This window comes from Massilia sp. 05N420 (assembly GCF_056397205.1).
The window spans coordinates 1-435 of record NZ_JBFTMX010000190.1; the positions used below are offsets into that span (position 1 = coordinate 1).

Annotated in this window: 1 protein-coding gene; it reads left to right on the top strand. The window is 60.5% G+C overall.

All coding sequences use genetic code 11. The features are described 5' to 3' along the window. Positions 1-94: 94 nt before the first annotated feature. On the top strand, positions 95-435 hold a 341-nt coding region (locus tag AC1DIX_RS27910; protein WP_477328606.1), incomplete at its 3' end, for a 3'-5' exonuclease.

The following is a 435-nucleotide window of genomic DNA, read 5'->3' on the forward strand; positions in this document are numbered from 1 at the left end:
CCCTAATTCAATTCAGGAACGCGGCGACCGCGCTCGAAGATTGCGTTCGAGTGCGATGAGAACAGCTGTGATCGGCAGGTGCTTCGGATGGCGGATGGCCCAGATATCAAAACAGACCATTGTCCGCGTGATCGACCTCGAGACTAGTGGCAACGGTCCGCATGACGTGTGCGAAATCGGCTGGCAGGATGTGATACAAACCGACGACGGTCGCTGGCAGCTCGATCTCGAGCGCGGTTCGCTCCTGGTCAATCCAGGCCGTCCGATTTCCGCCGAAACGATGGCCGTCCACCATATCCGTGATAGCGATGTGGCGGGAGCGCCTCTATGGAAGGAAGTCGCAACTTCGGTGCTTCAGCCCACCCGACCGGTTGTCGCGTTGGCTGCCCACCGCGCCAGTTTCGAGCAGCGTTACTGCACCCCACGCCTGACGGG